This window comes from Saccharicrinis fermentans DSM 9555 = JCM 21142, assembly GCF_000517085.1.
GTDB lineage: Bacteria > Bacteroidota > Bacteroidia > Bacteroidales > Marinilabiliaceae > Saccharicrinis > Saccharicrinis fermentans.
This window is the reverse complement of the sequence record NZ_KI912107.1, coordinates 261,480-288,377: the sequence shown is the minus strand read 5'-3', so window position 1 is coordinate 288,377 and position 26,898 is coordinate 261,480. Positions and strand designations below refer to the sequence as shown.

23 protein-coding genes are annotated in these 26,898 nt (G+C 37.5%); all 23 read right to left on the bottom strand.

The features are described 5' to 3' along the window. Positions 1-2 precede the first annotated feature (2 nt). The 23 genes from CYTFE_RS24465 to CYTFE_RS24435 all read right to left on the bottom strand — a co-directional run bounded on the left by CYTFE_RS24465 (position 3) and on the right by CYTFE_RS24435 (position 26,841). Positions 3-1,058 (bottom strand): ATP-grasp domain-containing protein, encoded by a 1,056-nt coding sequence (locus CYTFE_RS24465; protein ID WP_044212832.1) that lies wholly within the window; start codon positions 1,056-1,058, stop codon positions 3-5. Between the two features lie 153 nt (positions 1,059-1,211). Continuing rightward, on the bottom strand, positions 1,212-3,119 hold the full coding sequence (gene asnB / locus CYTFE_RS0101350) for an asparagine synthase (glutamine-hydrolyzing) (RefSeq protein ID WP_027470334.1): 1,908 nt from the start codon (positions 3,117-3,119) through the stop codon (positions 1,212-1,214). A 114-nt stretch (positions 3,120-3,233) separates the two neighbouring features. Beyond that, on the bottom strand, positions 3,234-4,370 hold the full coding sequence (locus CYTFE_RS0101345; protein ID WP_027470333.1) for a CapA family protein: 1,137 nt from the start codon (positions 4,368-4,370) through the stop codon (positions 3,234-3,236). A gap of 88 nt (positions 4,371-4,458) precedes the next feature. Further along, the gene (locus CYTFE_RS0101340) at positions 4,459-5,583 is read right to left on the bottom strand and encodes a hypothetical protein (RefSeq protein ID WP_044212830.1); all 1,125 of its coding nucleotides are present in this window, start codon (positions 5,581-5,583) and stop codon (positions 4,459-4,461) included. Next, on the bottom strand, positions 5,573-6,709 hold the full coding sequence (locus tag CYTFE_RS0101335; RefSeq protein WP_044262467.1) for a hypothetical protein: 1,137 nt from the start codon (positions 6,707-6,709) through the stop codon (positions 5,573-5,575). Before CYTFE_RS0101335 ends, CYTFE_RS0101340 begins: the two co-directional genes overlap by 11 nt. Before the next feature lie 18 nt (positions 6,710-6,727). Continuing rightward, a complete protein-coding gene (locus CYTFE_RS0101330; RefSeq protein WP_027470330.1) occupies positions 6,728-7,987 on the bottom strand; it encodes an EpsG family protein in 1,260 nt (419 codons plus the stop codon). A 17-nt stretch (positions 7,988-8,004) separates the two neighbouring features. After that, positions 8,005-9,111, bottom strand: coding sequence for a glycosyltransferase family protein (locus tag CYTFE_RS0101325; RefSeq protein ID WP_027470329.1), 1,107 nt, complete (start codon positions 9,109-9,111; stop codon positions 8,005-8,007). Further along, a complete protein-coding gene (locus CYTFE_RS28205; protein ID WP_052342914.1) occupies positions 9,104-10,228 on the bottom strand; it encodes a glycosyltransferase in 1,125 nt (374 codons plus the stop codon). Before CYTFE_RS28205 ends, CYTFE_RS0101325 begins: the two co-directional genes overlap by 8 nt. Continuing rightward, entirely contained in the window at positions 10,229-11,257 is a 1,029-nt protein-coding gene (locus CYTFE_RS28200) for a glycosyltransferase family 2 protein (protein ID WP_052342913.1), read from the bottom strand. Between the two features lie 95 nt (positions 11,258-11,352). Continuing rightward, positions 11,353-12,948 carry an O-antigen translocase gene (locus CYTFE_RS24450; protein ID WP_161636253.1) on the bottom strand — a complete coding sequence of 532 codons (1,596 nt, stop codon included), beginning with the start codon at positions 12,946-12,948 and terminating at the stop codon, positions 11,353-11,355. Between the two features lie 10 nt (positions 12,949-12,958). Further along, entirely contained in the window at positions 12,959-14,095 is a 1,137-nt protein-coding gene (locus CYTFE_RS0101305; RefSeq protein WP_027470328.1) for a DegT/DnrJ/EryC1/StrS family aminotransferase, read from the bottom strand. A gap of 67 nt (positions 14,096-14,162) precedes the next feature. Continuing rightward, positions 14,163-15,149: a glycosyltransferase gene (locus tag CYTFE_RS24445; protein ID WP_052342911.1), complete on the bottom strand. Its 987-nt coding sequence runs from the start codon at positions 15,147-15,149 to the stop codon at positions 14,163-14,165. Continuing rightward, on the bottom strand, positions 15,149-15,694 hold the full coding sequence (locus CYTFE_RS24440; protein ID WP_044212826.1) for an acyltransferase: 546 nt from the start codon (positions 15,692-15,694) through the stop codon (positions 15,149-15,151). The genes CYTFE_RS24445 and CYTFE_RS24440 overlap by 1 nt, the downstream gene beginning before the upstream one ends. Then, positions 15,681-16,616, bottom strand: coding sequence for a DegT/DnrJ/EryC1/StrS family aminotransferase (locus tag CYTFE_RS0101290; protein WP_027470327.1), 936 nt, complete (start codon positions 16,614-16,616; stop codon positions 15,681-15,683). The genes CYTFE_RS24440 and CYTFE_RS0101290 overlap by 14 nt, the downstream gene beginning before the upstream one ends. A gap of 67 nt (positions 16,617-16,683) precedes the next feature. Further along, positions 16,684-17,619, bottom strand: coding sequence for a hypothetical protein (locus tag CYTFE_RS0101285; protein WP_027470326.1), 936 nt, complete (start codon positions 17,617-17,619; stop codon positions 16,684-16,686). Next, on the bottom strand, positions 17,609-18,043 hold the full coding sequence (locus CYTFE_RS0101280; RefSeq protein ID WP_027470325.1) for a sugar 3,4-ketoisomerase: 435 nt from the start codon (positions 18,041-18,043) through the stop codon (positions 17,609-17,611). The genes CYTFE_RS0101285 and CYTFE_RS0101280 overlap by 11 nt, the downstream gene beginning before the upstream one ends. A 21-nt stretch (positions 18,044-18,064) precedes the next feature. Beyond that, positions 18,065-18,466: a sugar 3,4-ketoisomerase gene (locus CYTFE_RS0101275; RefSeq protein ID WP_027470324.1), complete on the bottom strand. Its 402-nt coding sequence runs from the start codon at positions 18,464-18,466 to the stop codon at positions 18,065-18,067. 24 nt (positions 18,467-18,490) lie between these two features. Next, complete coding sequence (locus tag CYTFE_RS0101270) at positions 18,491-20,833, bottom strand: GumC family protein (RefSeq protein ID WP_027470323.1); 2,343 nt, start codon at positions 20,831-20,833, stop codon at positions 18,491-18,493. A 99-nt stretch (positions 20,834-20,932) separates the two neighbouring features. Then, on the bottom strand, positions 20,933-21,754 hold the full coding sequence (locus CYTFE_RS0101265) for a polysaccharide biosynthesis/export family protein (RefSeq protein ID WP_044212823.1): 822 nt from the start codon (positions 21,752-21,754) through the stop codon (positions 20,933-20,935). Between the two features lie 6 nt (positions 21,755-21,760). Continuing rightward, positions 21,761-22,174: a VOC family protein gene (locus CYTFE_RS0101260; RefSeq protein WP_027470321.1), complete on the bottom strand. Its 414-nt coding sequence runs from the start codon at positions 22,172-22,174 to the stop codon at positions 21,761-21,763. Position 22,175: 1 nt separating this feature from the next. After that, positions 22,176-24,314, bottom strand: coding sequence for a PKD domain-containing protein (locus CYTFE_RS0101255; RefSeq protein WP_027470320.1), 2,139 nt, complete (start codon positions 24,312-24,314; stop codon positions 22,176-22,178). Positions 24,315-24,345: 31 nt separating this feature from the next. Continuing rightward, a complete protein-coding gene (locus CYTFE_RS0101250) occupies positions 24,346-25,311 on the bottom strand; it encodes a PorP/SprF family type IX secretion system membrane protein (RefSeq protein ID WP_027470319.1) in 966 nt (321 codons plus the stop codon). A gap of 420 nt (positions 25,312-25,731) precedes the next feature. Beyond that, positions 25,732-26,841 (bottom strand): glycosyltransferase family 4 protein, encoded by a 1,110-nt coding sequence (locus CYTFE_RS24435; RefSeq protein WP_044262466.1) that lies wholly within the window; start codon positions 26,839-26,841, stop codon positions 25,732-25,734. Between the last annotated feature and the right edge of the window lie 57 nt (positions 26,842-26,898).

Below are 26,898 nucleotides of genomic sequence, written 5' to 3'. Positions count from 1 at the left end.
TATTAAAATTTTGAGTGATTCTCTTTCAGGATACCTACCTCGTTTCTACTAACAGCTTTGATAACGTCATCCACCATCCATGCATATGGGTTAAATTTCCCTGCATGCCAAGTCAAATCATGATCCCAATACCCGGTACAATCGTCGTAACCCTCCTTGGCAAATCCATAACTTATTTCAACAATCAATGGCTTATCTTCCATGAACACAAAATCAAAAGCCATACATTGCACCCCCAGTTTATGAGCTACATCAAAAGATAAACGTATGGTTTCGTCATTAAAATGTTCCTTTTCGTACAAAATAAAACCACTACCCGAAGCCCTAAAATCATTTTCGCGCACCATTCGTTTAATGGCAAAAGCTTTATCACCAACCACACAGACCCTTATATCGCAATCATTTTTAGGTATAAAATCCTGAAAATAAACATAGCCCATTTCCTTTCCCGTCAGCCGAGCATATTCGGTAGGATAGAAGAAACGTACAAACCCTTTGGTAAGATCCCATAAATTGGTTTTCCCCAACCTAAACAGACGGAAACGTTCTTTAAGGTTACCCCAGGCATCGTACTGCTTAAAACCCTTTCCGAATGCCTTATTGATTAAGCGATTGGCTTCCTCCACAGAGCGAACCAGTCGCACATTATCTGAGCCCGCTCCATTACGCAACTTAAAAACTTTAGGCAGGCTGGTTTGACGGATCCACCGTTTCGCATCTTTTTTACTATAAAACACATGAGCAGGAGCCAATGGAGCATCAATAGCTTCCAATAAATACTTCTGAGCTACCTTATCGTCAAAATGCCAAACCGTTTCATAATCAGGAAACACCACTTTACCTGCTTTTTCAACAGAAAATAAAAGCTGTTTTGCAAACTTACTTTCCTTGGCTCCTTTATGGTTAAAATGCCACATCAAGGCATCGCAATCAGCTAATTGGTCAATTATATTAGTGCTATAGCAATCAACCAATTTATAGTCGATTCCTTTAGATTCACAATAAGGAATCCAACGTTCGCTAAATGAACCTAAAGCGCTATGTATGCCTATTTTCATATATTTATATTTTTCTTTCAAAGGTCATATGGAACTCACAAAAAAAATCAATCATTCCCCTGTGTGGAAAATTGAATAATTAAATTTCACATGTTCGTTTCATATACTCTTATTATCCATTACTGAAAAATGATGTTACACCAATACGCATTGCTAATAATTTCCGTCTAAGTAAACGGAAGCCCAAGTTTCAAAGGCGATGACAACCCACAACGCATCCAATTCACTGGGTTTAAGTCCATTCACATTAGCCACCCATTTACTAATCAGCTGAGGACTAAATATCCCCCGATTTTTCACACCAGGTAATACTTTGTGGTTTAAATATTCATTAAATTTATTTTGAGAAAAGAATTCCTTAAGCGGTATACCAAAGCCCATTTTATTCCTAAATGCAAAATCATTACCAAACACATCCGCAGTCATTTTCTTCAGTAGGTATTTCTCGGTATTCACTCCGTTGCCATTCTTACGGTTCAGTAAATAATTTTCAGGTATGCTAAACGAACGACTTACCACCTCATTATCAAGGAAGGGCACTCTATTTTCAATTGAGTGCGCCATCGACATTTTATCTTGTCGAATCAAGAGGTCGGGTAAATACGATAAGAGTTCATACTTAACTTGTCGGTCGAAACGAGATCCGGACAACTGCGCATATATATCTTTTCTATCCTGCGCCGCATGTTTAACATTAAAGTCAGGACATAGCTGCTGAGCCATCAAGGGCTTCATAAAAGCAGTAGCCATAACAGCTCTGTTCTCTGCACTAAAATAATCGAACACAGCAAGGGGGTTTCGCCTATTATTTTTTATCTCTCGCAAAATATTCATCCCTGAATACGGATACTTTATCTCATTAAACCGTTCATACCCACCAAAAACCTCATCAGCTCCTTCTCCACTTAACAATACGGTTACATAATCCTTGGCTCTTTGCGACAGCTTATAAATACCAATGGTATTGGGATGATTAAGCGGTGATTCTAGGTGCCAGGTCGCATTCTCCAAATGATCCAGATAATAATCTGAATCCAACAAAAACTTACGAGCAGGTATATTTAATTTATCTCTTACCTCATCAACATACTTTTCCTCCGAAAAACGTTCATCATCAAATACGATGGACACTGATTCGAAATCGTTCTTATTTTTATTGGCCAGCCAAGTAACCAGAGAAGAATCCACCCCCCCCGAGAGTTGACAACCCAGTTTAACATCGCTCATCAACTGACTTTGCACACTACGGTGTAACCAGGTCTCCAACTTTTTTTGAACCTCGCACAAATTACTACTACTTTCCTCTACCCGATCGTACTGATCTATATCAAAATACTTCTTAAGCTGGAGACTTTCACCTGACTTATACTTCAGATAATGCCCTGCTTTTAAGGAGTTTATTCCCTCAAATAAGGTGTCATTAATTGTATTTCGAAACAATAAATACTCGTCTAACTTAGCATTATTCAAACTAAAAGAATATCCATCCAAATACTTAAAACTCTTTAACTCAGAAGAAAAGGCAAACACTGATCCTGTGTTCACATAGTACATAGGTTTGATTCCGAAACGATCTCTGGCGATATACAGTTCTTTCTTTGGTAAGTCAGCTATCACAATAGCAAACATACCATTTAGCTTATTCAACATCCCAACGTATCCATATTTAAGATACAATGCCAGAACAACCTCCGTATCTGTATTACTTTTAAAACGATAGCCCCAAGCTTCCAATTCTTTTTTATAATCAAAAGCATTATAAATTTCTCCGTTAAAAGCAAGAATAACACGTCCGTCCTGACTCGCCATAGGCTGATGTCCATTAGCTGACAAATCCATGATACTAAGACGATTAAATCCCACAACCCCCTCAAAACCATTTTCCACGGTAACCGGTTCCATATTACTCAGTTCCTGCGATTGGCTATTGTCAAGACTTATTGCGCGAATTCCAGTATCGTCAGGCCCACGGTGCTGCTGAACTTTTAACATCGACAATATCCTCGTTGTATCCTTTATGGCACCAGAATTGGTATTTATATATCCGGTTATTCCGCACATTCTGTATTTAATTTAAATGAAAGCGTACAATACTATACTACCCTCTTTGGGTTTAGGTGAAAAGTATGGGTAATTTTATATATCCCGTTTGTTTTTTTGACCAACGTTCCTTTTTTATTCATATTTCCTAAGCATTCGCAGCAAAACATCCCTATGAGATTCGCAACGGGACAAATTTAGGTGAAACAAACGCTTTTGGCGTGTCAACAATTTTGGCAACCAGCCCCTCTTTTGTAATGCCGTAACATAAGGCCCAAAATAAGGTTCAATAAAAGCATCATACATGGGAAATACAGAATCACAATAAGCTTGAAATTCAGCTTCTAACTTGGCATCATCATCAATAATTTGATGAAGCGCTTGCATATCGGCCATAAAGACCTGGTGCTCTTCTTCGTTCAATTTAAATACACCGGGTTGATCATTGCCTTGCTTAAGAGGTATGATCTCAAAATCAATCTTCTCAACTATAGACAATCGAACTGCATATCCACGATTCCACGGAGTGTTTATTTTTCCAGGCCAATCATACACAAAATTACCTAGACCATAAAATATTGGTTTTTCATTGTAGATCTCGTATCCTGAAAAAACATGAGTATGGTGCGATATCACCACATCAGCTCCCTGATCGCAGAGGTAACGGTATAATTTCTTGGTCCTTGGAGAAGGCAGCTTATAAAATTCATTTCCGGCATGAGCAATCACAATCACAAAATCATGCGTCTTCTTCGCTTTTTGGATATCATAATGACCTTGTATGGGGTCAATAGCATTGCCCACAAAGCGCTGATCAGTAGTTGATAAAAACTCATTGTCCGCATAATTCAATATGGCTATTTTTTTTCCCTGTATTTCTGTAGAATATGGTTTACTGGCTTCTGTGACTGCTGTACCTATTCCAATGGTAGCTATATTATTCTGCTTACAAAGATTCAAGGTATCCTCCACGCCTTTACTATCATAATCCATGATATGGTTATTGGCCATGGCTACCACTGATACATCTACGAATTTCAGAGCATTTATGGTGTCCGGGTGTGCTTTTTGGTAAGGCCCTGTTTTGGGTCTCGTTTTATTACTCAGCGTAAGTGGACATTCCAGATCCACTACATTTAAATCATTCCCCTGAAACACCGCTGCAAAATCATTGAATATGGATGCATAATGGCCGTTATGGCACAATTCTTCAATTCTATTTATCGGACAAAAATCTCCTGTAATTAATATGTTGATCGCTTTTGTTTTCACGGTTTCAGTTTTATTTTTTTGAAGAAGGAAGAAAGCTGTTGACTAACGACATGTGGTAATAGCACCCTTTACAAAGTAGACCTCATCACTACGCTCCGTTCACAATCATATCGCCCAACTGATCTGATGTCATAAATTCTACTTCGGGCCATTGACGGAGGATACCTGCTAACAAGTCATTTAACCGCTTCAGGTTATCTTCTCTGTTTTGAGGATCAAGCGAACCCATAAAGTTAATACGATGTGAACTAATAATGGCCGGTTTATTCCATTGAAATGCAATACCAATCCGCCGTATACATTCATCCACTGAATTATTATCCGCAGCAAGGGAGGGCTCAAAAAAGCAGTTACGCATGAGATATCGTTGCCCATAATTATTTTTACTGCCCATAAAATGGTATTTTTTACCATATACATCAAACGTACCTGTGGGAACCGACTGTACAAACAAACCTTGGATATATTTCACCCCATTATCTGCCAATGTCTTCTCAACATGACTATCCCAGGCATAACAAGGAGGGATAAAAGACTTAGATCTAAATCCAAAAGTATCTGCGAACAGATCCAATCCCTCACGCAGACTTTCCTTCATAAAAACCAAATCTTTGGGTGTATTGTAATCCAAAACTTCCATAAAATTATAATCACCCACTCCAGAGAAAGTCGTGCGATGCTCGAAGGTAAACATGATCTCAGCAGTTTTTTTTCGAAGTGCTTCCATCCATCGTATTACATTCACATGTTCACGGGCATGAAACTGCGGATGAAACACTTTTTGTATGTCCCCTTCTTTCCATAAGGAGAGCACCCTGTCTCTTCCCGGATATGTCTCCAGGGTTTTCGCCACGGGTTCAACATAATATTGAGAGAAATCTGACTCTCTGATCTTATCAAAATCAGGATTTCCCATCACCACATTGGCTGTTATTACTGCTGGATTCCCCTTTGAATCAATATGTGAATTCAATACTTGAAACAAGCTAAGGAGGTCATCATTACTCTCCAGCGTGTCTAACCTGTTATAGTCGGAATTTGCAATATCAAATCCTTTATCCTTGAAACGATTCAACACCTGTTTGGATGGCATACGAATGCTTCCCCAATCGTCGCTTTCAATAACCACAATTTTCCGTTTGGTCCGAAAGCCCGGAATATTGATCACATTTTGCGAAAGTACTTTTTTTATTCTTGATACATTAAGACCCATTGGCAACAATTTTACCTAATTCTTCAGAAGTAATAAATTCCACATCAGGCCACGTTTTTGTGATCTGTTTAAGTAGTTGCTCCAATTGTTTTAAGCCTCTACTACGATTTTGCACATCCAATCCTCCTACATAATTGACCCTATGGGAACTAATCACAGCAGGTTTTCGCCATTTAAATGCACTGGCTATTTCAGATAAACAACTATCAACCCAGTCTTTGCCGGAATCACTGGGTTCAAAAAAACAATTTCTAGTGAGATAAATTAAGCCATTCTTACTTTTCTGTCCCGACCAATGAATTCTTTTATTGGTCTTACCATTACCAACAGGTTCATCCTGAACCTTTGAGGTTGACAAAAACTTAATACCCGAGCTAACGCATGATTCTTCAAGTTTTTTACTAAACGGACCGTTGGGTGGAACAAAGAAAGAAGCTCTATAACCCAAAAGTTGTTCAAACAGATCAAGTCCTGTGCGAATAACCTCCTTTTGATATTCAAGATCTTCCACTTGTCTAAAATCAAAAGCGGCTTGATACTCCAAACCAATATCCGGATCTTGCGCAGTAGAAATACCCCACAATTGGTTATCAAAGGCCAAAAGAGTATTTTTATGCCCACTTTTAAGAGCCCTCAACCAGGGCAAAACATTCAAGTGTTCGCGTCCATGAAACTGAGGCACAAACAATCTATTTTCTATCCCTTGCAACCATAAAGCATAAGAAGACTCACAACCCTGATACCTGTTTAATGTTTCGGTAAATGGCTCAAAGCTATAAGTATTAAAACCATTCTCTTTGATTTGTTCAAAATTAGGGTTTGCCATCACCGAAACCGGTGTCAGCACGGCTGGCCTATTGGTACAATCTTTAAACGACGACAAAAGCTCCAGTAGAAAGGACAAATCATCAGACGTAGCTAAAGAGTCATATTTGTTAAACCTAAACCCTTCGTCAGACACCAAGTCGATACCCGCATTCATCAAATTATCAAACGCTTGCACACCAGGCATTCGTACGCTACCCCAGTCATCTGACTCAATCACCAGAAGTTTTCTCCTGATATTAAAACCCGGAATATTAGATATATGTCTGCGTGTGGAAGGTGATAGTATTTTTCCAATCATTGACTATAAAATTTGTAATTAAAACAATACAAGAGCCAGCGACAATTCTTGCACAAAAAATGGGATACCTAAACCAGGAGCAAAAAGCCAAGCATTCAAAGTATCAGAACCCTGTCGAAAGACCACGGCAGAATGCACCAGCATGGGAAACAAGCCAATGGCCGTCAGATAGCTAATACGTTTACCTCCTGATTTTTTGGTAAAAAAAAGAAAAACATACATGGTCGCAAACAGAAAAAAGACCAGTTGGAATCTTCCGCCAAGCGAAGGCAATGTTTTTCCAAAATTCACAAAAGTCAGCATCAACAGACTAAAACAGAAAAGACTTTTCTCTCCTTTACCGCTCATGATATGGCTGAACTTATATCGTATTACCACCAAAGCCAGTAATAAAAAATACAATACCATATCGGTTCCCAAGGTCATAAACCAGGCCGCCTCCTGGAGCTGTTCTTGAACGCCCTGTGCGTATGATTCATCAGAATACATAGAATATCTATCTTGAAACACACCTCCCATCCGAAGAGAAATAAGTGTCATAAAAGGAGCAATCACGTAGGGAACAATAAACGACAATATGGTTAAAGGGATATAAATAACCTCCCGATTTCCGACCAATACATATATGATTAACAAGCCATTGGCCATAAAAAAACTCCAATGAACAAATATGGCAGCAAAAGTTAAGATTAAATAGCGCATATCCTTTTTTACCACCACATGATATCCACCATATACAAAAATCCACGCCGCGGTCCACATTCTAAAACCAGAAATAGCCATCACGGGCAACAGCATAGCAAAGAAAGCCAACATAATCAGTGCATCCAGATTAGGATTTTTACGAAACACATCGTGCAACTTATTAATAGTACCTAAGTAAAAAAATCCAAAGATAGCAGCAAATACAGCAAATAAGGCTCTATGATCTGTTGTAAATCGTGACACAAAAAAAGACAGCAAAGGTTCCAACAGATCAATAGAATCACGATCAGAGTAAAGATTGGTAAAAATTTCAAACAAATGAGAAAAAGGCAGTTGACTATTTCTTTCCAACTGAAGAGCGTAACCTGCCGCATCAATATAATAACCTATATCTACCACATTGGTTGCTCCATAATAGATCAAGAACAGATAAACCACATTTTTAGCTTCCCGTTGACTATAATTCGTTAAAGCCAAAATAAAAGCCAAGAAAGGCCATATAATAAATAATATTAGATAGTACCTGGTGTTTTTAACGTTAGAATGCCAATAGTCATCTAAATAATTATTCATGCTTTTAATGTACTTTATTAAATTAGATCGAGAAATTGTTTCGATACATTAGAGATATGGTACTGCTCGGGATTAGGCAAGGCCATGCTATCGGTATAATCTCCCATTAAAAAACGATGCACCTTTTGAGCGTCAAAATCACGACCTATATTCAAAACCGGTTTATTAACAATCGCATAATCAATCAATTTACTGGGCGAATTCAACAGTGTATTATTATCAAAATTAACTAAGAAATCCATTGTCTTCAATATTTTCATGAGCGCTGCTCTGGGTATGTAGCCAGACACCTCCATTTTATCTTTTAAGCGATCCATATATCCATCCAGCATAGCTGTTGAATTGGTATAAATCAAAAATTTAAAAGGAAGATCCAACGAGACAAGATATTCCAACAGGGGTTGTGGGTCACGCACTCCGGGTATAAAACCACCTGCATAGGCGAATGTAGGAATACTACGACCTGCACTTTCGGCATGAGTTGTTTGCAAGTCAAACAAAAAACCTTGGGGTATAATTTTTATTTTACTATGAAACTGCGGATAATAAGCCTTGATAGCTGACTCTATGGGAATGGCTATGTATTCGGCCTTCCGACCCCACCACTTCTCAAAAAAACCAAAGTAAAAAAGTTTACGAAAGGTATCCAGTACATCTCCCATATATGGATCCCCACAATCGGCAACCCACTTTTTCGCAATGGTATGTTTTTCTTTCCTGGCCCAGGCAACCCCCCAGTGAACAGGGTGCGGAACTGCAAAGGAAATCAACAAATCATACCCGTTTTCTTTTTTAAGCATTGTCTTAACCCGAAACATATCCTCAATGGTGGGATATTCCAAAAACATCAGCAACAAACGAGAAATAATACTGTACACCAATGAAACAATTCTGTTTTGGGAACTAGGCAAAGCTTTTAATATTGACTTTGGCCACATCTTCAGCTGTATTGGATACGCTTTTAGAAACTCGGTATAGTCATGATCTCGGTATTTTGAAATAACGGTGACTTCATGCCCCTGACGACAAAATTCCTTCGCTAATTCTGTTACACGATAACTACGCGGCGATATTTCCGGAAAAAATCCATTTGATACCAATAAAATCTTCTTTGATTCAGCCATTTTTAATACTTGTTTTAAACAATTCAATCCACTGAGGTCCAATCACCCCTATATGAAATTTCTTTACAGAATCTTTCGCCCGCAATGCTATGCTAGCTCGCTGAGTCGCATCGGACATCAACAACTCCAATTTAGCTACAAAATCAGGTATATCATTCTGTCTTGCTATTACACCATTTTCTCCATCCACAACGATATCCTTCAATGAAGGCCAATTATTAAAAGCAATGGGCACTACACCATACTGCATGGCTTCCGGCATCACAAGTCCAAAACCCTCATAATCGGATGTCAAACATATAATAGAAGCCTCTTTATAAAAGGGTTCAGGCTTTACAAAGCCCTTAAAAAAAATACGTTCTAATTTTAGTTCCCTGGCTAATTCCTGTGTTTTCACGCGATCGGGACCATCTCCTAAAACTAACAATTCCCAATCTGAATAAATACGGTATAAATGTGACCATATACGTAACATTATATCTGGTCGTTTTGAGGACCAATCCAATCTTCCCACAAAGAGAATTTGTTTTTTCTTAGGATTATTGAACTTCACTTCCTCAAACACACAAGGGTTGCTAATAGCTACTATTTTTGAAGAATTTATTTTTAGCTCTTTGGACATATTCTTTTTAAACTCTTGAGATAAAAGAACCAGTTTATCACTGTTTTTCAATAAAGTACCAATCACTTTTCTATACCCAAATATTTTAAGTGCTTTTACACATATCTGCACTACCTTACCCAGACGCATATTTCGGTTTAAACCATGCAATGGATCAGTGTGATACAAGGATACCTTACGGGCTTTACTAGCTCCTGTCTCTAACCAAAATTTAGATCTTTCATTGGAAGCATCGTGGTTAAGTACAATATCGATGTGCTTTTCATGTAAAACATGGTGATAAAACTGCACATTTGTGGCCGAAAAAAAATCGCCATGAGGTAAGGTAAATATTTGTGCCGGAAACTTATACGTATCATTTTCATCATACTCATGCATTAAATAATAAACCCTATGGCCATTTTGCACCAAGTACATAGCTAAAGAATCGGCAACCCGTCCAACCCCACCCCTATTGGGGTTTAGCCAATTTTGGTATACAAACAAGATATTCACCTATAATTGCTTTTTAGAGAATTTTTTACTGAATATACCCACCGATCTAAGGGATAAGTAAGCATACAAAAGGAAGGGAGAAATATTATACAAGCGCCCCAATGAAGTATAAAATCGACTACAGCCGTTAATTTCAAGCTTTCCCAGTCCTTTATGTTTCAACATGCTGTTTATTTTAAAAATTTTGGTCAATCTGGTAATCCCCACAACCGAATGAATGGATAGGATAACAAATTTAACAATGGATTGATTGATAAATTCCACATCTTTATTCAACAAACTTTGTACACTTCTAAAATTCATTAGATTGTGAGCGGCAATTAAAAATCCGTTGACCGCCCGTTCTGTATTAAACAAATTCGAATGAGTAGCAGAGCCTGGCCTAGTAGTACGTTGTAAAAAAGACTTGCCTTCAAAATTACATTTGGAAGCTAAAAACATGATACGCACCAAAAACTCTCCATCCTCCAGATAAGGAATATTAGGAATAAACCTTAATTTGTTTTTATTCATGAATTCACGATCGAACAATATGGCCCATATTCTATCGGGATCCGGAGGATCTGATTGACGAGAAGCGTGGTAAGCCTCCGTTCCAGGATACACCTTACCTACCAATTGTTCACTAAAAACCTGATGCTGCACATGATTATATTCGTCTAGTATGGAAAAACCAAGAAAAGTAACTTGCGTATTTTGCTGCTCAGCATAAGTCAATATACGCCCCAAACTATTGGCATCAACAAAATCATCAGGATCAACAAATAACACATATTTACCTTTAGCATGATCCATACCATTATTTCTGGCTTTTGAAACTCCTTGGTTTACCTGATCTATCAAAACAATATTACTAAATTCTCGTTGCAACCTCTCTATCAATTGCTTACAATGATCAGGTGATCCATCATTCACACAAATAATCTCATACTCATCATAGGGAATATCCTGATTCTCGAGACTACGTATACACCTCTCAACATAAGGTTCAACATTATACATGGGAAGTATTACGGAAAGACGTATCATAGTAAAATCAGTTTTCAATATCAAATAAGCGATTCATGCAGATAATAATGAGAGGGTCAGCTTAAGTAAAGAAGCTGTTACGAACTATAATTATGCTAATTAATTCTTTTTTTTATTTTATTGAGCACCAACTGTTTAATATCCATTAATTGATTGAGTTTATAATAAGAATAATAAGAAGTAAGCAACAGTAAAATAATTCCCACCACATATTTCATGAAATCATCGGTCATAAAGACAGTTAAAAAAGAGACCACAACAAAACTATAGGATATCAAGAACCTGCCATAAAACTTTTTTGGAAAGCCAAATTGATATTTTCTTTTCAGAATAACAAAAGACATGCTTCCACCCATCAAAAATGTTAAGATAAAAGAAATACCAAGACCATTTAGTCCGTACATCTGATAAAACAACAAATTCATTCCCAACATGATAGACCCAGAAACAACTTCAAGAATTAGGAATAGACGGCCATCTCCCTTGGCCAAAAACACATAACCCATAGACCAGGATACCGCCTTAAACTGCATACCTAACACAGTTAGATTAGCAAACATAACAATGGGCAAGAAATCAGCCGTATATAATAGTCTAATTACAAAAGGCATGGTAACAATTAATAAAGCAAGTAAAGGTGCCATGATCAACAGGGCTGTCTCTGCCTGCTGGCTCACCAGCTTTTTCATTTGTAGATTATCTGCATGAATGGCTGATAAACGAGGAAAATAATCGGTAGCCATTGCCGTAAATACAATGCCTGTATACTGTCCAACCACACCCCATCCTGCATTATAAAGGCCCACTTGTTCCACGCCGCCTCTATTACTAATATACGCGTTGAGTATATAGGTTGTCAAGGTAGCTATAAAACCAGCTAAGGTCATGGATATACCAAGTTTTGCCATGCCTGTTCCGTGCACCCATGTCTCCTTTCTGCTTAGGCTGACCTTCTCAATTTTAACCTTGCGTGAAAAGTACCATGTCAAAAATAGTACAGTAACGCCTGTTATCAAAAACGAAGGCACAATACCCTTAAGTCCATAAAAATAATAGAGAGGTATAGATGTTACGAGTCCTAACACAGAACCAATAACGCCGGCCTTGGCCAAATCCTGCAGCCGTCGGGTACCTTGTAAAATGGCTTTTTGTCCATCACTGATGGCCTGCAGCAGTAATGTAATTGATAGCCACACAAAAGCCCAGGTATATTCACTATTCCCGAAAGACCATTTACTCAATAAAGGGGCAAGGGATAGTGTAATAATAGCGGCAAGCGCACCAGTAAACCAGGTCCATCTTTTAAGTACAGTTATAATTTTAGCTAGTCCAACTTTATCTCCTTTACCATGCACCGCAGAAATATCACGAACGGCACTGAGCGAAATCCCCAATCCAGCCACCGATATGATCAATTGCAAAGGAGCATTGAACAATCCCATAATACCCACACCTGTAGCTCCCAGTAGGATAGCAATAAGCTTTACCCTTACCACTCCCACCAAGATATTTATTACCTGTACACCTCCGAACAAGGAGGTAGCCTTAAATATCTGACGATAGGAAGACTTATCCTTCTCCTCCTCCTGAGAGGAATTCTCTTGGCTTGAATCAGCATACCCCCTATGATGCGCACCGTCCTCCGACTCATTTTGCTCATGCGTACCAACTGTACCTATATTTTTTTTCAAATTTATTTTTTTAGCAATGAACACTCAGGTTAAATGTATTAATAGCCGACGCCACGATTTTAGCTTCGTCGATAGTCATCACCTGACTAATTGGCAAGCTTAATACTTCACGATGTATCATTTCGGTAATTGGGTATGTAAGATGGTTAAGTTGTGGATATGCCTTTTGTTGATGCGGTGGTATGGGATAATGGATAAGTGTTTGTATTTGCTTATCAGCCAAATATTTTTGTAATAGATCACGCTTACGATGCCTTATAACAAAGAGGTGCCATACATGCCCCAATTGATCATTCACCTGAGCACTTCCATCCACCAGAGGCAGTTTCACATCCGTATTTTGGATATGATTCATGTAGAATTGTGCGATTTCTCTTCTATGCATATTATCGTCATCAAGTTTTTTAAGCTTCACCCTTAAAATAGTCGCATGCATCTCATCCAACCTTGAATTCAGACCTTGGTAGTCATTGACATATTTTTGAATAGAACCATAATTCCCCAGTGCCCTAATTACAGTGGCCAATTCACTATCGTTGGTAGTTACAGCTCCCCCATCACCCAAAGCTCCTAGGTTCTTACCCGGATAAAAACTATGTGCTGCAGCATCACCTAGCGCACCACTTCTGACTGATGAAACACTCATTGCTCCAGCTGCCTGTGCATTATCCTCAACAATCTTCAGTTGATATTTATCAGCCAGCTCCCTGATATCCTTGTTCCAGCATATTTGACCATATAAATGCACCACCATGATGGCTTTGGTTTTTTTTGTGATATGCTGTTCTACCAAAGAAAGATTCAGGTTATACGTATTTTCATCAGGCTCCACCAACACTGGTACCAATCCATTATCTGTGATAGCTAAAATAGAAGCGATATAAGTATTTGCAGGTACAATGACCTCATCCCCCTGCTCCATGATACCCAATTGAATATATGCTTTCAGAATCAAGCGAAGCGCATCCAATCCATTGGCTGTTCCAATACAATTTCCTGTTCCGATAAATGTGGCATACTCCTTTTCAAACAAAGCCACCTGTTCTCCTTGAAGATACCAACCACTATCAATAACCTTTTTTACAGATTCCGATAACTCAGGTTCATAACTCGAAGTTATTTTTTGTATATCTAAAAATTTTATCATCGTTTTTATTGAAAATTCTAAATCGACATTTCTATTTCCGCACAAAGCCAAGAAGGATTATTCACAATTACTTAGCAATACCAGCCTTGGTACCTAAGCGTCTTTTTATTACTAAATAATAACTAAACGGATTTGCATAAAACGTAAACAAATCATACAAAAATAAGTTGATGCGACTTCTTTTATTGAATAGCGACCAACGGAATAATTGCGAGGCATACCATATAAAGCGCTGATTTAAAGTAATGGCTTTGGGTAAATAAGGATAGGTATATTCTTTTCTAAATGCCTCGTGTCTAAAGTAGTTAAGATTAACAACGTAGCTATTACCATTATTATTAATGGCCTTTGAATGTCTCCGGTAATTAACCGTAATTGCATTCATAAAATACAACTTATGGTTATTTTTAGTCAGATTTAGCCACAAAGGATAATCTTCCAGCAATTTAAACCGTTCATCAAAACCACCTATGGAGCGTAATGTGTCTCTATGAAGAAAGACCGAAGGAGTAAAATGTATTCGATCGGAATACAGTAACATTTCGTATTGAGACCGGGCTGTCTGTCTGTCGCCCATAATACTCTCTTCACTAATACTACCCGGAATCGTCTTTATATAATGATGATCCTCAAAGGTATCCTGATATAATTGCACCTTAGAAAACAGTACTTTGATATCCTTATGCTGCTCCACAAAAGCCATATTGTCCTGAATACAGTTCGGCAGAAGCACATCATCCGCCCCTATAAACTTAATCCATTGCCCTGCAGCCTCTTTCAGACTACGATTAGCATTGGCAGAGACGCCAATATTAACCGCTCCTTCTATCACTTTGACTCCCTGAAAGCACTTTTCATGATCATCTATGGCCAACCAGTCCTTCACCATTGCCACCGTATTATCAGAAGAGGCATCATCCCCCACAATCAGTTCAATATTAGGATACGTTTGCCACTTAAAGCTCTCCAATGTTTCTATAATAAACTTACTACTATTAAAAGTACTAACAACTATGGAGACCAACGGACAGGATTCTTTCATATCATTTCTCATCAGGATTCACTCTTTTGTATACATTTATCTGAACTATCCGTGTTTTGGTTTGTGACCGTCTTTATTTCTTCCTCGGTAAAGAGACGAATTAACTTAGCGGGCGACCCACCTATAATAGCAAAGTCGCCAAAAGATTTATTAACAAAACTATTGGCAGCCACTACGCAATATCTACCCAATTGTACATTGGGCATGATGATGCTTGATGCCCCTATCCAGGAATGTTCTCCAATATGAATCTCACCCTTTTGAACTGGAAAAATCTTTTGCATTTCCTCCGAAGCATTCGGACCGGAACCAGACATGATACATACATTTTGGGCTATACTCACGTTATGGCCAATATTTATCTTTGCCCAGAAACCCTCTATCATGGAATTCATTCCTATGTAAGATTCTTTTCCGATAAACAATGGGTTGTTGGCTCCTCCAAAAACGCTACATCTTTTTGAAATTTTCACCCCATCCTCAATAAAAACATTATTAATACTGGTAGATGGATCTATATCAACATCATTCCCTAACTGAATATTAGACAACTTCATAACTACTCTTTTTTAAAAATGATTTCATAACGGCCACAAAGTAATCCAGATCCTCTTTCTCCAGTGTCTGATGAACTGGGATAAAAAAAGCTTCCTCACCATAGAACACACTACACTGTACCCCGTGTGAATAAAAATATGCCTTCAGACCAGGCAAATCTAACTGTGGATGAGGTGATTTAAACATAAAAACACTGGGAACAATTCCCTCATTCATTTGAAACCTTTCCGAAATACCTAACTCTCCAAATCGTTGTTTTAGATAATTATAATTAAAGAGTCTTTTGGCTGCAATGTCACCTAATGAATCAATATGTGCAGACAGTACATTCTTAACATACTGAAGAACATCTGAATTCATACCATAATGTTCTTGTATAGCTGTTACATGCTTACTCACCAATAAGCCTCCAATTTGTATGGGAAACATTTTAGGAAAACTATAAATTACGTAATCTCCGACAATGCCTGGGTCTTCTCCATCTGCGTTACGCGACAAAAAAGTATTGGCACAATCCTCAATTACAGGCAACCCCAATGCTTTTAACTTCTCCGGGTATTGATACGGAACACCAAATTCATGATTAAGGAATATGGCCTTGGTTTCCGGCACTATATCCCGTGACCAGAGGCATTTCTTTTCTATTTCGGCTGTTACACACCCACTAATATAGAAGTTTCCTGATGTTGTTAAGATAGTAACTACATCCTTTTCCTTTAGATTTAGATGATTTAGTACCAGACTAATTGCCTTCCGACCATTGTTGGTATATAAAAACGGCCTATTACCAAACCTTTCCTTGAAATAAAGATCTACCTTATTGTTCTCAGGAAGAAGATGATTTTTAGCCAAATCAGCGGTTCTGAACGGACCTATGCGATAGGAAGGCAAACTATATGGATCAGGATCAATGACGAACATACTATAATACTGCTTTATGTGATTTCTTTAACACCTAAATACCAATTGCAATCAATCATCTCTGGCTTTAGTGCTTCTCTTTATGACAACCAAATATAAACCTGAGCGATGATTCAGCTTCATGCGTTTCTTTAAACCTCAGTAATCCGGGATTTGGTATTCCATCTTCGGTTGAGATTCCCAGATCGACATATTTAAAACCTTGTTTCTGATAATGACTCCATAAATTAAACAATAAAAAATCCATGGCTCTCAGAGGTCTTCCCATATCATTGTCACCCCAAAAAACAGCATAAACAATTTCTGGGTGTGCACGATAAAAAATTGCAGATGCCAGCATATCATTTTCTGCCGAGCATACTTTAAAGAAGTCAACCGGCCATATATTAGCCGTATTATTTATATCTTCCAGTTGCATATAAATGGAACGTCCGAACTTAGCTCTGTTCTCTTTTATCAATTCGTAGGCTTCTTTTATTTCATCTTTATCTGATATACATGCAAACTTCAATTTGTTCCTAAGCGCTTGTCGATAGTATTCTCTGCTATTTTTTTGGGTATAACGACCTTCAAACTTATCCAGATGAACATAACTCGTTATTTCTGGCGTTTCATTTTGAAAACCCGCTCTGTAAAAAGCACTTACACACTTAGAGTTAAATGTTCGATGATAAATATCCGGAGGCAGAGATATTCTAAACGAATCATATTCGTGTAACAAGATATAGGACTTTAAGTCCATGACAAATAAATCTAGCTTATCAGAATACATATTCTCCTTCTTAAAATGAAAACCACCAAAAGGAGCAGAGAAAGGAGAAAGCAGTTTATTATCCTTTACACCGACCACCAATCCAATCTCAGGCTTACCTTCATCCTCAACCAAGAACAGCAGCCTATCCACTTTATTGCTATTCAGATCAAGAAAAGACGCCGCAATAAACGGGTGTGGATGAACAGGAAAGAACTGCTGAAAAGATTTTGCATCCACTTCAGTCAACATGATCCATACTTTTAAAAGTTAAAAACTCATCATAATTACGGATATAATCATCTTCACTATATTTCTCTGATGCCAACACAAAACAAATAGCTCCAGACGAGAAGTTAACAATCTCTCTCCAAATGCCAGGTATTACCATTAGTGCGAAGTTAGGACGGTTCAGCTCAATGATTTTTTTATTTCGTCCATCATCAAGGATCACATCAAAGCAACCACTGGCAGCCACTATAAGCTGATATAAACCTTTATGCGCATGACCTCCTCTTTCGGAGCCACCAGGAACGTCATACAGATAATACAATCTTTTAATATCAAAGGGTAATTGATCACCATTTTGAATAACTGTAATATTTCCTGCCCTGTTATTAATTTTTGACAACTCAACAACATTGCAATTATGAATATCTGACACAAAATTTAACATAGAAACTTAGATATAATAGGATTATGTGAGTTTTTTTTGTTTTATGAAATCATCAAAATTCCTGATATAATCATCGGCATCATAATTCGTTGAAGAGACGATAACGGCCAACGAATTTGTAGAAAAGTTCTCAAGGCCACGCCACATCATTTTAGGAATAAATACCCCATAGTACGATCGATTCAAAGAAAACTTATACTCCTTTTCTCCATCATGTAGTATAACATCAAAACTTCCGGACAAAGCAACAATTAGTTCCTCAGTTTCTTTGAAAGCATGACCGCCTCTTACCTCCCCTCCTGGAACATCATAGATCCAATAAACTCTTTTAATTTTAAAAGGCAAATGGGTGTCTTCCTCTATAAACGACAAGTTACCCCTGAGGTCTAAATGCTTAGGTAGCTCTATTAATGATGGTTGCATATGGTTGATCATATTTAATTCAACTTATTTTTTCTTACGTTTGGTCTGACCGTTGATATAGCCATATTTTTTTCCGTATCCATATTTTTTATTGTTGGCATTGGAATCATTAATAAGCAAGCTAACATGCTCATTACTGGCCATACATTCCTGTAAAGCATGTCCCATCATATCTTTTAAGGTTTTATTAATACGAGCAACCATTAAAACAGTATCCACATGGGTGGTTAAATGATGCGTATCTGATATTAAACCAATGGGAGCAGAGTCTACAATGATATAATCAAATCTCTCTTTTAATTTTTCAAACAACACTTGGGTTTTAGACGAAGCCGCCAACTCTGATGGATTGGGAGGCACAGGCCCCGAGGAAATGACAGAAAGGTTACTATGAAATGTTTCTTGAATGATTTCGTCAACACTATGTTTTCCAATCAAAAAAGTAGATACGCCCACCTCATTATTAAGGTCAAAAGCATTGGCAAATTTTGGGTTTCTAAGATCAAATCCTACCAGCACTGTATTTTTCCCCAATAAGCTATAGACGGCCGATAAATTAATGGATGTCAAAGTCTTACCATCACCCGGCATAGCCGAAGTAACCAAAATCAATGGATTCTTCGTTTCTTTGGTAACAAACTGCAGTTTAGACCTAACTAGTCGATAGGCCTCTGCCACCACCGATTCGGGATTATCAAAGATCTCTGTAAATGAATTCCCTTTAATATGGGGTATACTACCCATAATAGGTAAGTCTCCAAATCTAGTAATGTCCTCTTCTCGCACCCGGTTATTCAATGCAAAAAACAAATAAAAGAAAAGCATGGGTATAACACCTCCCAGAAAGATGGCAATAAAATATATCATGGTTGAGTTTGGGGCAATCATCTGGCTATACATCACACTTGCCGGATCTACCACTTCATTATCCGGACGGTTTGAAGCCTTTTGCATTTGAAGCTCTGACATTTTTTGTAACAGAAAAGTATAAAGCTCATCATTCAGTTTAAATTTTCTTTCAATACCTAACATTTGTCTTTCTGTTACAGGCAGTGCTGCTGCCTGAGAATTTATTTTAGCTATTCGATCATTGTTTTCCTGCATAGCTAATTTATTGGCTCTTTGCAAACCGTTCAATGTTTCTAACAACTCTGCCTTTCTTTTGGCGACTCTCTGGTTGAGCAGACTTTGCAAGGGGTTTTTTTCACCTCCCCCTTCTCCTGACATCTGTTCCTGCAGGCTTCCCAGCTCCGATACCAAGTTGTTAAGTCCAGGATCCTCGATCCCCATACTAATAGGTACCATAGGTAACTCTCCTACTGCGTCTTTCTCTAAATAATCGGCCAGATAGTCGTAATAATTAGCCTCCAAACGTAAACGCGCTTTCTCATTCTCCAATCTGGTTACCTGCGTAATAATAGCCTGCCCTTGGGCCGACAAATCCATGACCCTATTGGATGACCTGAATTGAGACAGCTGATTCTCTGTAAGCACCAATGAATCACGAATACCCACCAATTGGTTATCTATAAACTGGATTCTACGGTTAGCTTCCATATTTTTTTTCTCCAGTGAGATATCTTGGAACACGGCAGTCAACTCATTTAAAAAATCAACATCCTGTGTCTGGTTGGTGCCACTAATGCTGATTTCCAATATGGATCCAGAACGCGTTAATACATTCACAGACATTCTACCATTAAAATACTTCACCAATCGATCCAGACTCCGCACAACGAAACTCACATTATATCCTTCAAACTCTCTAAACCACTGCTTGTTGATACAGTCAATTCTAAAATTCCCATCTGGAAACTTAATGATTTTACCGAAGGAACTGGTGATATTTATGTTTTGCACTTCAGAAAACAATCTGAAATCATTGTTTCCCAAATACTCTACATGAAACTCCACATTTCGAGGTAATGGATTTTTACCCTCATAGACCAGTTTAATGGGACTATTCGGATAAAGAGAGATATCATTTCTAACCGTTTTATAATAAAAATCCTCTTCGAATCTCAGACGTTTCAAAGCTCTCTCAGTCAATTCTCGAGATGCCAGAATTTTAATCTGATTCTCTAAATTACGCATGCCCCCTGGAAGTCCGAGCCCTTTTAACAATTCGTCATTATCAGAGCCGCTATTACCTTCATCCTCAAATATCAACACCGAAGTTGCCACCCTATAAACAGGCATGGTATGACCAATGTAATACCTGGCAGCCACAAAAGAAAGCACCATAAAAAAAACAAAAACATACCATCGTTTCAGCAATATTTTTATAATGACGCCCGGGTCAATACCCATATGTATAGTTGATGCAGTCGTTTTATTTCCATTTAACGACTTATTATTATTTTTCATATATTCATAATTTGTTTCTTAATGGTCACATACCCAACGGACTAATTTCCAATAAACCTACACATCCCAGGAAAGGTATATCCATTTATGTTGCAATTGTTAGTTCTGAGACAAAGCCAATACCACAAGCCCCAGATTCATAACCCCCAACAAAACAGAATATATAGCAGAATTCATTTGAAATGTTTTCCCTTTAAGGGGCGGGGCATAAATAATATCATTGGGCATCACATAATAAAATTCAGAGGATAAAATATTTCTATCGGCCAATGAAAACTCTTTAATAATCGGACCATATTGCGTAGGGCGTATCAGCTGAATACGTCTACGGTCACTATAATCATCTAAATCTCCAGCCATGGCTAGCGCCTCAAATATGTTAACACGATTTTTGGTCAACGGATATTTACCGGGGCGCCCCACCTCTCCCAATAAGCTTACATGGTTATTAACCAGGCGGACAGTGATAGAAGCATCCTTCACATAAGCCTGAAAAGTAGTCTCCAACTTGGCTTTTATGTCTGCTAAATTATTACCCATCACTTTTATCTTTCCAACGAAAGGAATCTCAATATAGCCACTATTATCCACAACATAACCTTGAAAAATAGCGCTCTCTTCCGTTAAACTCCCATCACCGGATACAGCATTAAACATGGCAGACCATTTAGGATCAGGTGATGACACGTTAATAAACAAATTATCAAAAGGCATCACCTTGTAATCTGGAGGTTGAATATTAGAACGTCCAAAACTATCGTCATTCACCACCTGTTGCAGTTCACCCTTATATTGCAAATAGGTAAGTTTTTTTCGCGACACACATGAGCCCAATAAAAATATCAATAATACAATACTCCAACTTACATTCATTTTAAAAGCCATATACAATTGTTTGCGATTAGAATTTATTTTAGCCATTACTTTTTAGCGTAACCCAGCCTTAATATCCGTATCGATTAATTCAATATTTAATCCGTTTTTAGCCAATAAGAAAGCAATATCATGACCTCCAAAGGCTTCACCTGCCTGGGGAGGAACTAGACTTAACAAGCCCTTACCCTTTAACTCGGCTAGTTTTTCATCAATATCATCACATTTAAAACAAATATGATGAAATCCACCTCCTCGTTTAACAAAATTATTTAAAGATAGATTATCTTCCAGTGGTTCAATTAATTTAACCAAAACACTATTTTCTTTCTTTAAAAAGACAACCCTTACCTTCTGCTTTGTGTTCACCACAGGTTCTGTCATCTGAATATAACCAAAAACATCTTGCCAGTAATTAAGTCCTTCCTTAATATCTTTCACTGCTATACAGATATGGTCAATATTCATATTATTCTATAATTTTAAATTCTACTCTTCGGTTTCTTTCTCTTCCTGTCTCCAGTAGGTTAGATCGTATGGGGAATTCGTCTCCATAGCCCTTTGAAATCAATCGGTACTGACTAACTCCTGAATCAACCAGATAGTTCGTAATAATTTGTGCCAACAAATTGGTCAGGTATACATTCTTTTCAGGGGACTTCATATTATCAGTATGGACACCTACCTCTATTTTTAGGTCCGGATGACTATTCATAAGTTCTACAATATTATTTAACATTAAGATGCCGTTTGTTGTCAATCGATTTCTTTCGTTAAAGAACATATCCCATTGATCGCCGTACTTAAGAAGAATACGTGTGAGTTCCATCTTAACAGAATCCGTTAAAATGCTAAATGTCACCTCTGGTTTTTTGAAACCACTCGTTAGCAACTCTTTATATGCAGGATACAGTGACATCATATCGGTGTTCTCCTGCACGAAATACCTAAAGGTACCGTCTTCGCTTTGAAAAATTTCATGGATAGCGTATTTAGACGGGATGCGATTAAAAACCGGGTCGGTGGGTAGCATTTTTCGCGGCGACGAAAACACTTCCAGTCGATATAGAGAAAGTGGATTTAACTTGTTATCTGCAAGATAAGTATTTACAATTTTAAAATTATTTCTAGAATGGATAGCTGCGGGCTCTAAAAACTGAGATACTCGTAAACGCTTCTCTTTCTCATTCTTTAAGATATACACGGTTTTATGCACTGCTTTTTTAACAAGGTTGCCATTCTCTTTAGACCGGAGCACTAGCCCTAGCTTCACATTTTTTTCACCTGGATGATCAAAAGCATAATGTGTAACCATCCCTGTTTTATGAACAGTATCATCCATTTGCCAATAATGATCAATTATTTCGAAGTCACGAAAATAAGATTTACGGGCATCAAAACGTATGGGCTCATTAACCAATCCGTGATTAGAAGACTCTATATAAGGCTGTTCAATATTTGAAATAGAAATTTGATACGTGTTTTTATGAAAGAATAACTCTCTCGACTTTTTATCAATCAATCGAACCTTCGCGGTATATTCTCCTGCGCCTGCAAAACAGTGGCTAACCTTTTTTCCGTATTGCTTTATTCCATCACTAAAAACCCATTCATAAGCTAATTTTAAGGTATCTACTTGTGAGCCTCCTGAATCTGTTAAGGTAATGCAATAATTATTTTGCAACTGACTCTCACTAAACCACACAGGTCTTTTCTCTGCTGAAAAACTATAAATATCGATGGTTCTCCCCCTATCGGAGGAGAAATAACCTTTGTTACCCAACGAGTCTGTCACCATCGCAAAATCATCGAACTCCGAATTAATAGGTGAATCTAGTCGCAAAGGAGTATACCATCCATCATCATTCGCCTTGGTTACATAAATATCCTTGCCGCCCATTCCCTCTGGTCTATCCGAAGAAAAAAACAATTCTCCCACTTTATTTACAAAGGGGTAAGATTCATTTTTATCGGTATTTATTTGCGGTCCTAAATTAACAGGATCTCCCCAGTAACCATTCTCCCAATCACAATAATAAAGATCTGCGCCCCCATATCCATCTGGCTTATCGGAAGAAAAATACAAACGTTTTTCATCGGGTGATAAGCATGGACTCGTTATATTAAACCAATCGTTATTATACCTAAACTCCCGAACATTCCCCCACTTCTCCGACACCAGATGAGCCGAATAAACACCCAACTTATTTCTATTGTACAGACTTTTTTTCAATTTATGCCCAACAATCATATTCCGGGAGAAATAAATAACATCACCGTTTTCGTTGAACGTAACCGGCCCATCATTAAGCTTAGTGGTTATTTCCTTTGAAAACAGATCTGCATTTTTCCATTTACCCTTTTTATCCGGTTCAACAAAGTAAATGTTAAACTGTGCTCTGTTGGCATCATTGGAATAATTTACCAGTGAAGAATTTCTTCGATTAGAGCAAAAGACAATGCCTCCCTTGTAAAAAACAGGCGCGAACTCATCAAACCGATTGGAACTAAAAACCGTCTTTTCTATGGTGTAAATATTGCTTTGCGCTTTTAAAAATGACAAACAATTAAAAAACAAAAAAGACAATAATAATAATTTTATTTTCATGTGTATTAAATAATAAGTATAATGCAAAGTACTAAAAAATCAATGGGTTCGGTGCATCAACTTTATATTTAAAAACGTATCTGAGCATAAGCTCATGTGATTCTTTACTATTTTTATTCAATGAACCTATTTCAAAATTATAACTATATGCGACGCTTATTTGTTTACTCATATTAATCTTTAATAAGGCGCCAAACAAGCGGTCGTTGCGATAAGAGCCTCCTAACCAAAATTGATCATTATAACTAAGCATTGTGTTTAAATCATATTGCCACTGTTCAGATACATCATTGGTCGTATATTGAAGTAACACCGAAGGATACAACCTAATTTTAGAAAACACATTAAATTGATACCCGGAGTTCAATAGATAGGTGTATTTAGAAAAATCATTCTTTGTAACATACTGATCTTTTTCCTGGTCAAAGGTATGATATAGTAACTCCGGAACGGAAAGGCCAACAAAATAATCCTTAAAAGAGTAATGTATCCCAAAGCTCACATTAGGAATAGAATACGTTTTAGAGCCCTTTATCCCCACATCCTTTCCTTGATCGAGATTGGTTAAATTACGAAAAGCAAATTTAGTCCGCACAAGCATCGCACCTACACCAAAAGAAAGCACGCTATTGGGCATTAGTATTCTATAGGCATAATTGGTACCTAACTGATTTTCCCTTTTTCCTTCATAATTATCACTTATCAACGTCAGACCTAAACCAAACTTTTGCTTGAATAAAGGAGCGTCTGCACTAAAGACCATTGTTTCGGGGGAGCCATCCATTCCAATCCATTTTTTCCCATAAAACAAGGATAAATTCAGCGCTTCATTCCCTCCTGCATAAGCTGGATTTATACGCAATGGGTCATGAATATATTGAGTATTCATTGAGTAATACTGTCCCTCACATATACTTCCCGCTGAAAAAATAATTAACAGCAAGCCTACTATTCTACACTTCTTACCCATATAAATATATCCACTCTGAAAGTTCATGACTATTATTTTGCCTCGTATATTATTATAAACTGATAATAAAAATGTGAATCATATATGCCCAAAATTAGATATTGATAAAATAAATGAAGATGAATGATATCCATGACTGGCACATCTCCGACTGGTCAGTCCCACCTCACAGTGCCTAACGGATTAACAGTAGTATGCTGAATCAGGATGCGATCATTATCATTTCTCATAAAAAACATCATTACAAATGTTCTCCTTGAAAAACACAATGTATTTCGCACTTGAACTTTAACAAACTTAACTAAAAAAAGGTGTGTTGATCATTGAATTTGACAAACGACCAAAATCTTTATTCAAAGCAGTATTTTATTACATAAAAGCGTTTAAAACAAGGTCAGATATCTTTATTAAACTATGATTTTAAATAACTTAATATTAACACTAAGCTTACATCAAAGACGCAAAAACAACTTTATATTGATTAGCTATGGTTGCCCAACTATGGGACTTCTCTAACTTTTCGAAAGCTTTTTGTGCCTTATGGAAAGCTTCGCTCTTATGTCCATAAAAATAAAGAATTTTATGCTGCAGGTCATCCATATCTTCCGACACAAATAAAGAAACCTCCTCATTGGAGAATACAGCCGTGTTTGCAGGAATATCACTACAAATAATGGGGACTTTTACCGATGCGGCCTCCAACAACATGATAGACATCGCTTCGTACAAAGTAGGATAAACAAATAATTGTGCATTCGCAACCAGATTCAACAATGCTACCTTGTTTTTGAACAACCCCACAAACTCCACATTTAATCCCTCAGACAGGGATAATATTTGCCTTTTATACGCAGGAATTTGTTCCAGATTGCCGACCACTTTAATCTTTGTTTTAAAATCCATCGCTTGTAGCGTACGCAGCAATATATGCAAACCCTTAGACGGAATAATTCTACCTGCAGCAAATAAAATATAAGGCTCCTCATCACTTACTGAATCATCCTTACCTATGGCTGTTCGAATATCTACCCCATTGGGAATAAACACAACTTCACGCTGGTAGACCTGATCATAGACTTCCTTTAATGGCTTTGATACGGCCGTAAATTGATCGGCCATTTTAAAAGCTATCTTCTCATTCAAAGTAAAGAAATAATTAACCCACCAGTTCCATTTCACATGCTCCTGAGGTCGCGCATGCGATGTTACAACCACCTTATAACGTAACTTTAATAATGGTAGTATAAATGCGCCATCAGTATGATGAAGATGCACCAAATCGTATTTTTTACAAAAAAGAGCATACAAAGCACATTTTACATAGTAAACGAAAACATTTAGTTTAGATAAAGGAAATTTTTTAAAGATAATTTGGCGAACATCTCCCAATGAAAAAGTTTCACTAGCATGAGTTTCTACTGACAATACGGTAAAACCATATGTATCCTTTAACTGATCGATAATATTCTCACCCACTGTAGCTGCCCCTCCAAAACTTGGTAGCCCCTTTAAACCAATGACTAATACCCTAGGCTTCATATGAGAATTCTGTTGCATATGTCTATCTTTTATTACTCCATATCTTCATGAACAACACCCATCGATTTCACGCTG